Source organism: Halorubrum sp. CBA1125, assembly GCF_009742825.1.
In the GTDB taxonomy this organism is placed as follows: Archaea; Halobacteriota; Halobacteria; order Halobacteriales; family Haloferacaceae; genus Halorubrum.
Window position 1 is genome coordinate 1 of sequence record NZ_WPCE01000114.1, and the last position, 9,377, is coordinate 9,377.

Sequence of the window (9,377 nt, forward strand, 5' to 3'; positions counted from 1 at the left end):
GGCTGTCCGCGGCGAAGGCTTACGGTCTCTTTGAATTGATATTCACCGGACGAAGGACAGGATTCGTTTTGATACCCGTACACATCGTATTTGCTGGCTACTGGTCATCTCCCCCATCAAGTTCCGTATCCATTCCGAGTTCTTCCACCTGCAGATCTTGAGTTACATTCCAGCATCCATTTTCGGGACTGGTCGGAATTGGATCCCCCTCACCCAGCCAATCAATTGGACTCTCGTCTTCGGGGACATCAGGAACGAGAACGAGTTGATTTTCGTCCGATTGGCTATCGCCCAAATACGAAGTGAACGGGGGGTGTGATACCCAAAGAAAGGGTTATCGGCGTCTCTAGTCTATTTGTCAATGCGACTTGAATCCGGGCAGGGTGAGTATCTGTGAACTCTTCTTCAACAGTAACATCAAACGTAAGATCGTCCGTCGCTATTGACTCTTGAGTTTGATTAGGGGACTCATTCGAATCACCGGGATCAGGATCGCTGGCACAACCTGCGAGCGTAACCACGACGGACGACGCCACCACTTCAAGCATAGTGCGTCGTTTGTATTGAGAGGGCATTGTTAGTAAATGGTGTGTTCGAATAGTGAATACCTTCTGTTCGATTCGCAACATCCATCGACCAACTGTTTCAGGTAAAAAATCTGTCTGAAGAATAGGATTTCAACAGAGCCTTCAACGCACAGTTGTCGAACGACGAACGTAATTCGGGAACAGTAACTCCCCGGCAGAGGAGTAGTATCATCATCCGACAGTAGTGAGGTTGTCAGCATCGCTTCAGCCTCCCTGAGACGACCATGTATTCAGTCGGAAGATCAGGCGCAGCACGTCCAGTACAATCACGGCTCCGACTAGGATGCCGAGATACGACGGCGGGTTCATTACGAACGTGAGTATGCCGACCACGAAAACGACGAGGCCGACGCGGAGAACGGAGTTCCCCGCCATATCCTGCACCACGTCGCCTGGGACCGGTGAGTCCTCGTCGTAGCCCGCGAGGAGAAACGTCCACCCGCGGAACTTAATCAATACTCCCACAATTGTCAAAATCCCTCCAACAGCGATCCATTCCAACGCACTCGAAGTCAAGTCAATCATTATGCAGCACTCCGGTTGGGTGTGATCTCGAAGATGGTGATCGTAATGTGGAGTTCCATTAGACTGGTAGCGAAGTCGATTGCCTTATTTCGACCTCGTTGGCGAATCCCTCTGTTACGACTCTGTTGAGTTCGGTTCCGTATTGTCGCCCGCGAGCTCACAGTACCGTTTGAGGAACGTCTTGCGGTCAGTTCGGCCGGCGCCGGCCGTTACGAGCGTCTCTTCGAGTCCATCGCGGGTCTGGTGACAGCACTCACGGTGGCAGGGCTTACAGAGGTACTCGAAGTCTTTTCCCTCGCGGCTCCAGCGATCGCCGTGTTTGTCATACTCCCGGGCGTCCTCACGGTCGAGTGTCTCGCCGCAGGCGATACAGGTCACCTGCTGGTCGGAGTCGCTTCCCCACAGTGTCGAAGTAGGCCTCGTCACCGGTCCACCTCCCCCATAATGGTATCAAGACTCCCGAGAGTTGCGACAAGATCGGCAACGTACTCTCCCTCTGCGATTGCTGGGAGCACCGAAAGGTTCGAGAACGACGGCCCGCGGATCTTGAACCGTGCTGGGGTCTCAGTGCCGTCGGCGCGAATGTAAATTCCGAGTTCGCCTTTGGCACCCTCAACGACCCTGTAGCACTCACCAGACGGTTTCAGCGTCCGCGGCACATTAGCCTGACAGGTCCGGTCTTCCTCCGGCCAGTCTTCGAGAAGGTCGACGCACTGTTCCACGATAGCTGCGGATTCCTCGATTTCTTGTAACCGAACGAGCACGCGAGCGAAGTTATCACAGTCGTCCTCAGTGACGACATCCCACTGGAGGTGATCATAGTAGCCGTATGGATCGTCCCGCCGGAGATCATAGTCGATGCCAGAACCACGAGCGACTGGTCCGGTGACTCCGTACTTCTTTGCCATCTCCGGCGGTAGCTCACCAGTGTCAATACACCGCACTTGGAAGACTTCGTTACTTGTCAGCAAATCGTGATATTCCTCTAGCTTCGGCGGCAGGTCGTTGGTGAAGGCGCGTACATCGTCGAAGAACTCATCGCGCGGTTCTGGAATGTCCCAGGCGACGCCGCCAACCCGAAAGTAGTTGAACATCATCCGCTGACCGGTCAGGTCCTCAAGAAGATCTTGGACGATTTCCCGGTCCCGGAAGCCGTACATGAAGGTGGCGTTGAACTCACCACTGACATCCAGCGCGTACATCGCAGTGGCTAGCAAGTGCGAAAGGATGCGCGACAACTCGGCACTCATCGTCCGAATGATTTGAGCGTACTCGGGGACCTCGATATCGGCTAGGTCCTCGATGACGCGGGCATAGGCCCACTCGTTGAGCAGCCCCGCTCCGCCCCAGTCCCACCGGTCGGGGTACGGCATAATCTGATAGCGGTAGGTTCCTTGCTGGCACATCTGTTCCTCACACCGGTGGATATACCCAATATCCGGTTCAACTTCGGCCACTTGCTCGCCATCCAAGACCACCTCCAAGTGAAGCACGCCGTGAGTCGAGGGATGATGCGGTCCGATGTTGATGAACATCGTGTCTCCCTGCCGACTGTCGTCTTTGATGGGGTTGGCGTGCTCGCGTAGCGGCACGATCTGAGGCTGATTCTGATTGGAGTTCATCGATAGCGGATGGCCCTGCCATGTCTCCGGTAGGAGAATCCGCCGCAGATCTGGGTGGGCCTCGTACTCAATGCCGACGAGGTCGTAGGCCTCCCGTTCGTGCCACTCGGCCGTCCGGTAGACTGGCGCAGCCGACTCGCTGACCGGATCGTCCTTCGGTGTCGGAACAACGACCGACAGTTCACGTGTCCGGTCGTCATAACCGGTGAGATGATATGTCGTCTCGAAACTATCTTCGTACTCTTGGGCAGTCACACATGAACAGTGGTCAAGTCCTGTCTCCGAGCGAAGCGTCGAAAGGATCTTCTGGACTTGGTCGGCTCGGATTACGATTGCGGGAGCGTTTTCGTGTGATTCACGGTCGACGATGGCGTTGTCGGGGAGAGCTGTATCCGCCTCGTCTATGAGTAGGCTGGCGGTTGAGCGTTGTTGCTGTTGCATCGCTCATCAGGTATCAATTCTCGGTGTAATCCAATAGGCACTCTGCCTCACCAGTGGTGAAATATAAATAACGAGTATCCGTGGTGATTTAATCTAGTATACTCTACCGTATTGTATGCGGTATCTTACGGTGTTAGTCAAACCAGATGGGGATGGTGCGTTCCATCCACTCGGTGGGGAGCTAACGGACGATCCTTCTATTAAGCGGAGAGCCATTCACTATATCGAGCTTCTTGCTGATGATACAGTACTGCTATTTGCCGAAGCAAGTGGCAGCCAGGAACAGTACAAGCAGATTATGGAAGAGTCACCTCACGTTATTAGTTTCCTGACTGCCGGAGAGGACCCCTGGATGGCTGTGAGTCAATTTGAACCGACAGAAACAGTTCGGCGGGCGTTGGAACTACAACGAGAATCACTTCTGGTTATTGATACACCTATCCGCTTCACCTCTGATGGTCATCTCAAGGTGACATATTTGGGGACGAATGAGATATTCAGAACATTATACGAGTACGTTGAAGATACGGAATATCTGATGGTTGAGATCCTTGAAACAGGTGATTACGAAGCTAATGAATCTTCGTTCAGCAGAATGATTACATCTCGACAAGAAGAAATTCTGGAGACGGCAGTTGACTTAGGGTATTATAGCGAACCTCGGCAGGCATCACTTGAGGACATTAGCGAGGTTGTTGGAATCACTCCTGGAACGGTCGGTGAACACCTTCGAAAAGTCGAAGAGCGTGTGTTCAACGAAATGGTTCATTAACGTGGTTTCGAACGCTATCTTCTTCGGAGAGATACTTCACGAATTACGCGTTATAGGGTGTGTAAAGCACCTCTCAACTGCGTTAGCGACCTGGTTCCAAAGGATACTCAGTTACTGCTCTAGCTGAAGTGCTTTGGATTTTCGGGAGTAATGGACCAATTCGTCACAAGCTCTGTCAGTCGATTTGGATTCAAACCGATTCGTGTATTCAAAAGTAGCCCTATAGGTGCGGCAGTCAGCATATTCATCTACGTACCGTATCCTCACTCACACTCGATTCCAGTTCGATATTTGTGCACAGATTCCGAACACAGTTGTCGCTTCAAGCCACTACAAATGTCTGTCACAAAAACATCCCCGACCACGAATACTGATGCATCATTACTAGCCGATCACGAGGTAGAATCCACCTATCGCAGCGTTAACAACGTCCAGCTACATATCGTGACGGCCGGCGACCCCGATGCTCCACTCGTCATCCTACTGCACGGACATCCCGACTTCTGGTACGGCTGGCGCGACCAAATTAGCCCCCTAGTTGAAGCCGGTTTCCGTGTCGTCGTTCCCGACCAACGGGGCTGTAATCTAAGCGAAGCTCCAGACGGGGTAGATGCCTATAGGTTATCAGAACTATCGGCCGATGTTTGCGAATTGATCCACAGCGAGGGTCAAGAATCGGCACACGTTATCGGACACGATTTCGGTGGGTTCGTCGCTTGGAACGTCGCACTCCGTCAGCCCTCCATCGTCGATCGCCTCGGAATCTTAAACGTCCCACATCCAACAGTATATCGAGATACGTTGAAATCCAGCCCTCAACAGATTGCTCGGAGTTGGTACGTCTGGTTCTATCAGGTACCGAAGCTCCCCGAATGGATGCTGCGTCGGAACGGTATGGACAATATGGTTGCATCGCTTGAGGTAACATCGAATTCAGGAACGTTCGACGAAGAAACGATCGAACGCTACCGTGCGGCTTGGCAGCATACTGGAGTTCATCCACGCATAAACTGGTATCGAGGCTTCCGTCGATCGGGCAGCCCATCACGCAACACGGTTACTCAACCGACGTTGATTTGTTGGGGAACAGAGGACATAGCACTTCTCCCCTCGATGGCTGAAAAGAGCGTCGACTACTGTGAAAACGGACAGCTACGGATGTTCCCCAACGCATCACATTGGGTCCATCACGAACGTGAGGAAGTAACTGAAGAGCTACTCCGTCATCTTTCGCAAAATAGTCTGTCGTAGTAGGAAAAAGAGGAGTTGGCGTGCTCCCTCCCATCTTTTCGACCATACGCTATGCCACAACAATCGCGTACAGCACGACACAGAGGCCGATAACTGTCACGAGACCCCGTACAAGTAAGACGACGCCGTTTCCCGCGCCAGTCAAATCAGTAAACATAACCGCCACAAAAACGCCTGCTGTTAGCAGACCGATACCGATGGCAAGCGCCCGCATCTTTGCAGAGCCATTCCGTCGGTACCCACGATAAGCTAGCGTAGCGACAAACAGGCCAACGACAGCAGTCACGCCGCGGGCTGTCAAACCCAGACTAAGCAGGTCTATAACCAGCAAACTGTCTGCTATCACCGTATCTCACCTCCATACACAGTCCACAGGATCGTCCCAAGCCCGAACAGTTCACAGCCACTGATAAGTATCGACCGACTAGCGATCCCGATATTGGTAGCCGTCGGTAATCCAACGCGAAGCAACTCGGGGACTGTTGTCAAGAATATGAGACCAACGGCGAGCCACAGCATCCCGCGGTGAGCCGGTCCACTACGGTAGCCACGAACCAGAACTACCGCGATAGTCAGCGACAACACTACCGAGACCACAGAGAGGATGAGCACGCCGAGTGCGATGAATGGGTCAGTCCCAGTCGCTTCCAGCTGTAATAGAACCATCTCAGGACAACCCCTCGAACAGATCTGTGAACCGGTCGGCAGGGTCGGTTATCGACCGAGTGACTGCTACTTCGTAGGCCCCATCAGCGAACGTGACGGTGACAGTCTCGACAGTGGCCACATACCGCTTGTAGTGGTGGCCGTCGGGGTCAAGTTCCTGCTGTTCGGTCACGAGGTCTGCGTCCTGCAATCGGTCGAGACGGCGATATGCCGTCGCATCAGACATCTCACAGGCCGTACAGAGTTCATCGACTGACATCGGTTCAATTGTGAGGTGAGCGAGGATCGCTCGGGCGTACTCATCGTCGAGTAACGCCAAGACAGCATCCTCGTCCTCGTCCATATGTGTGCCAGAGCCGGGTAACAGTAAAAAACCCGTCACAGCTTCTGGGTCGGAAGCCGTGCCTGGGTTGCTACTTATATCCGGACTCTTGGACCGCGTATGTCGTTACAATCGGCGGTTGACCGTATATTACCAACCTCCCTACGTCAGAGAGTCCTCCAACTTCTCTGGCCGGTCTGGAACACTAAGCAACGCCGCCTGCGTGCACCGTTCCGCGCGCTATTGCCGACGGTGCTGACGTTCCTTCTCCTCGCAATCCTCCAGACTGTGATCCGAGCCAGATTCAATCATCCCATACGGGAGCTTCTCGAGCTGACTGGAATCGCTGTCATTCTCGTTAGTGCAGTCCTCCTCAGTGCGCGAGCTATCGACCGACGCCCAGTGAGCGGATTCGGCCTCTCGTTTGACCGGGAGTGGTGGCACTCGTTCGCTGTTGGTGGGATCGTTGCCACCGTAATTAATGGTGGTGCGCTCATCGTATCACTCGGTACTGGCTGGGCCACGTTCGTTGGCGTGATGCATGGCTCCGGCGACCTGCCGTTCGTCCCTGCGATGGGGATCGTGTTCGGGTATATCGCTTTCGCGGCCGCGTGGGAAGAGTTTATCCTGCGTGGTTCGATGTTGACGAATCTCGCTGAAGGAGCGGATGGGTTTGTTTCTCAGCGGATGGCTGTCGGACTCGCAGTGATTCTCAGTACCATCGTGTTCGCGTTTCTACACGGCGGAAAAATAACACATCCGAGCCAGTATGGGTACTATCTGATCGCTGGATTAGTACTGAGCGGAGTATACGTCCTGACCGGAGAACTCGCTCTCAGTATCGGATTTCACGTGTTCTATAACTTCACACAAAGCGCGATATTCGGACTGGGACATTCACAGCGGACACCGGAGCTTCTCGCCGTTGATATCGTCGGCTCATCCCGTTGGGTCGGAGAAGAGGGACTCGTTTTTGTCTGCTTCGCTATCCTTGGCGGCCTGCTACTGGTCGTGTACATTCGTTGGCGTGATGGGTCACTCGAACCCGATAATCGCGTAACTACGTACACCGGACGGTAACCCAGCTCAATTAGTACCTATGCCAACTGAATTCCCCTATTACACCCCCGTCGATCACAGGCCGCGTGAACGGACTAAGGTCGTCGTTGACGACGAGCAGCCGAGTAACGTACTCCAGACAGTTTCTTCAGACACTGCACAGGAGATATTGGCGACGCTTGACGACGAATCGGCGACGACCCCAGACATCGCTGAGGCTATCGATACGTCCATCCAGAACGCTAATGGAGATTTCAGAGCAACTTCGTTGTCTGTTCTCGGGCACAATCGAAGGGCGTAGTGGGTCATATGTGATTGAGGTACCGGAGCAAGAGATCCGCTTTGGCAACCTACAGGTAGACGAGACGTACCGTGTGGCTGTTCTGCCGATACCCGCGACTATTAACAGGGTCAACGATACTAACGCCGATCCACAGCCCGCGGAAGCGCCACAGACACCCCCTGTCGAGGAAGGCGAACAACGCACCGTCGAAATCGAAGACATTGGTGACCAAGGCGACGGTATCACCCGTGTTGAGCACGGTTTCGTCGTTATTGTCCCCGACACCAAACAGAGTGAACGTGTCACTATCGAGATAACGATGTGCGCGAGAATGTCGCCTTCGCGGAAGTTGTCGATCGCGTCAGCTACTACGAGTAATCTGAAACGCTCATTCTCTTCGTCTGTGGGCGGGATCGCGTGAACGATACAGGGGTTCGCTTATTGGAACAGGCAGCGTATTATTCGTTCACGGTTTCTCTACCGACGGCCGCCGATCGACGAGAAGGTCGAACGACTCCTCGATGTCGCCGAGCACAAGCAGCGCATAGTACCGGAGATACGTCACGACGGGGACCTGCGCGACCGTCCAGATGACGAGCATCGATAGTCCGAACAAAATCGCGAGTGCGACGAGGACGACGATCCCGATCGTCGACGATAACGAGACAGTCAGGTGTGCGATCGCGGCCACGATGAGAACGGGGATCAAAAGCACGACCGCAATGATTCCGACTACAATCGAGGCGATGATTCCGGCTGCGACCGTCAACAAGAACGCGATCACGACGTACGCCAGATACTGTTTCCAAGCGGTCTTGATCGATCCCCAAAGACGCCGCCACGCCGCGAGTACACCCGAGTCTGCCTGAATCATGAGCGGCACGACGAACACGGTCGTCAGCCCTGCCACCAGCGCGTACAGGACGCTGATGAGGAAGACCACCGGGATCCCAACGAGGAACACGGTGAATGGGACGGCAGGGCCGCGTCCGGTCAGGATCGGGACAACAAGCAGCGCGATCCAGCCGGCAATTAGTGCGACCATCGGAAGCCCGATCGCGATCCGGAACCCGAATAGGCGGAGCCCCTGACGCCAGCGCTGGCGCCAGTGGCGTCGGAGCGATACCTCGCCCGTGCGGAGCGACTCGATCAGTACAAACTCCATGATCGCGCCGATCAGGGCAAATAATCCGACGAGAAGGAGTCCGACGGTGACGATTGCGATGACGAGCGTCACCACGTCGACCGGGAGGCTGAACGGGAACCCCCCGTTTGAGACGTCTCCCGACGGCGTCGACGTGTTGAACTGTGCCGTCGGGAAGCTTACACCGCTTCCGACAAAGAACACGACAAGCGCGAGTTTGAGCCAGCGGCGCACATCAATGGGTGTCAGAAACTCTCGGGTGACACCGAACGCTTCCTCAACGTTTTCGACTGCGTGGAGGGCCATGGGTGAGAGGACTCAAAGCGAATAGTTAGCCCTTCTGGTGGTGACTCTCGGAACATACACTCACGAGCCCTCAGAAGATTGGGTGATCTATTTTTGTCCCTCGGTATTCTGAATTAGGTCTCCAGTCATTATTTATATCTCTTACAATCATATAGGATATGGCCCTCCTCGAAACTCCACGACTCAGCTGTGAGCAACTGATACTGCTCGTGTCGGTGACGTCGTTTCCACATTTTCAATCGGCCAGCCCCGTTTGGGCAGATGAGAAAACTGCCCCAGTCGGATGTGGTGACAGCTGATTACAGCTCCACGTTCGACAGGTAGCACCCCTCCGATAGATGCTGTACACTGTCGGCGGAGTTGGATTCATTGCCCTTGGTTTGGCGACTCGGCTGGTAC

Annotated in this window: 9 protein-coding genes and 1 pseudogene; 4 read left to right on the plus strand and 6 right to left on the minus strand. The window is 54.2% G+C overall.

Annotation, left to right across the window (positions count from 1 at the left end; genetic code table 11):
- Positions 1 to 791: 791 nt before the first annotated feature.
- The 3 genes from GJ633_RS10715 to GJ633_RS10725 form a co-directional block, all read right to left on the minus strand.
- On the minus strand, positions 792 to 1,112 hold the full coding sequence (locus GJ633_RS10715; protein ID WP_156588823.1) for a hypothetical protein: 321 nt from the start codon (positions 1,110 to 1,112) through the stop codon (positions 792 to 794).
- 114 nt (positions 1,113 to 1,226) lie between these two features.
- Positions 1,227 to 1,538: a hypothetical protein gene (locus tag GJ633_RS10720; RefSeq protein ID WP_321169022.1), complete on the minus strand. Its 312-nt coding sequence runs from the start codon at positions 1,536 to 1,538 to the stop codon at positions 1,227 to 1,229.
- Positions 1,535 to 3,175, minus strand: coding sequence for an NADH-quinone oxidoreductase subunit D (locus GJ633_RS10725; protein ID WP_156588824.1), 1,641 nt, complete (start codon positions 3,173 to 3,175; stop codon positions 1,535 to 1,537). Before GJ633_RS10725 ends, GJ633_RS10720 begins: the two co-directional genes overlap by 4 nt.
- 115 nt (positions 3,176 to 3,290) lie before the next feature.
- On the opposite strand from GJ633_RS10725, the gene GJ633_RS10730 reads away from it, so the two are divergent.
- Entirely contained in the window at positions 3,291 to 3,947 is a 657-nt protein-coding gene (locus GJ633_RS10730; RefSeq protein WP_156588825.1) for a helix-turn-helix domain-containing protein, read from the plus strand.
- A gap of 336 nt (positions 3,948 to 4,283) precedes the next feature.
- Complete coding sequence (locus GJ633_RS10735; protein ID WP_156588826.1) at positions 4,284 to 5,198, plus strand: alpha/beta fold hydrolase; 915 nt, start codon at positions 4,284 to 4,286, stop codon at positions 5,196 to 5,198.
- Positions 5,199 to 5,247: 49 nt separating this feature from the next.
- Here the strand turns inward: GJ633_RS10735 and GJ633_RS10740 are convergent, their stop codons facing one another.
- Complete coding sequence (locus GJ633_RS10740; RefSeq protein WP_321169023.1) at positions 5,248 to 5,544, minus strand: hypothetical protein; 297 nt, start codon at positions 5,542 to 5,544, stop codon at positions 5,248 to 5,250.
- A gap of 321 nt (positions 5,545 to 5,865) precedes the next feature.
- The gene (locus GJ633_RS10745; protein ID WP_156588827.1) at positions 5,866 to 6,207 is read right to left on the minus strand and encodes a winged helix-turn-helix domain-containing protein; all 342 of its coding nucleotides are present in this window, start codon (positions 6,205 to 6,207) and stop codon (positions 5,866 to 5,868) included.
- A gap of 381 nt (positions 6,208 to 6,588) precedes the next feature.
- On the opposite strand from GJ633_RS10745, the gene GJ633_RS17845 reads away from it, so the two are divergent.
- On the plus strand, positions 6,589 to 7,266 hold the full coding sequence (locus tag GJ633_RS17845; RefSeq protein ID WP_321169024.1) for a CPBP family intramembrane glutamic endopeptidase: 678 nt from the start codon (positions 6,589 to 6,591) through the stop codon (positions 7,264 to 7,266).
- A gap of 224 nt (positions 7,267 to 7,490) precedes the next feature.
- Positions 7,491 to 7,906 (plus strand): annotated as a pseudogene (locus GJ633_RS10755) (TRAM domain-containing protein).
- An 88-nt stretch (positions 7,907 to 7,994) separates the two neighbouring features.
- Here the strand turns inward: GJ633_RS10755 and GJ633_RS10760 are convergent.
- Positions 7,995 to 8,978: a hypothetical protein gene (locus tag GJ633_RS10760; protein ID WP_156588829.1), complete on the minus strand. Its 984-nt coding sequence runs from the start codon at positions 8,976 to 8,978 to the stop codon at positions 7,995 to 7,997.
- Between the last annotated feature and the right edge of the window lie 399 nt (positions 8,979 to 9,377).

Bases quoted from the DNA above. Each gene is read 5' to 3' on its own strand.
- GJ633_RS10725 (WP_156588824.1), bottom strand. From the start codon at position 3,175: ATGCAACAGCAACAACGCTCAACCGCCAGCCTACTCATAGACGAGGCG.
- GJ633_RS10760 (WP_156588829.1), bottom strand. From the start codon at position 8,978: ATGGCCCTCCACGCAGTCGAAAACGTTGAGGAAGCGTTCGGTGTCACC.
- GJ633_RS10715 (WP_156588823.1), bottom strand. From the start codon at position 1,112: ATGATTGACTTGACTTCGAGTGCGTTGGAATGGATCGCTGTTGGAGGG.
- GJ633_RS10745 (WP_156588827.1), bottom strand. From the start codon at position 6,207: ATGGACGAGGACGAGGATGCTGTCTTGGCGTTACTCGACGATGAGTAC.
- GJ633_RS10730 (WP_156588825.1), top strand. From the start codon at position 3,291: ATGCGGTATCTTACGGTGTTAGTCAAACCAGATGGGGATGGTGCGTTC.
- GJ633_RS10735 (WP_156588826.1), top strand. From the start codon at position 4,284: ATGTCTGTCACAAAAACATCCCCGACCACGAATACTGATGCATCATTA.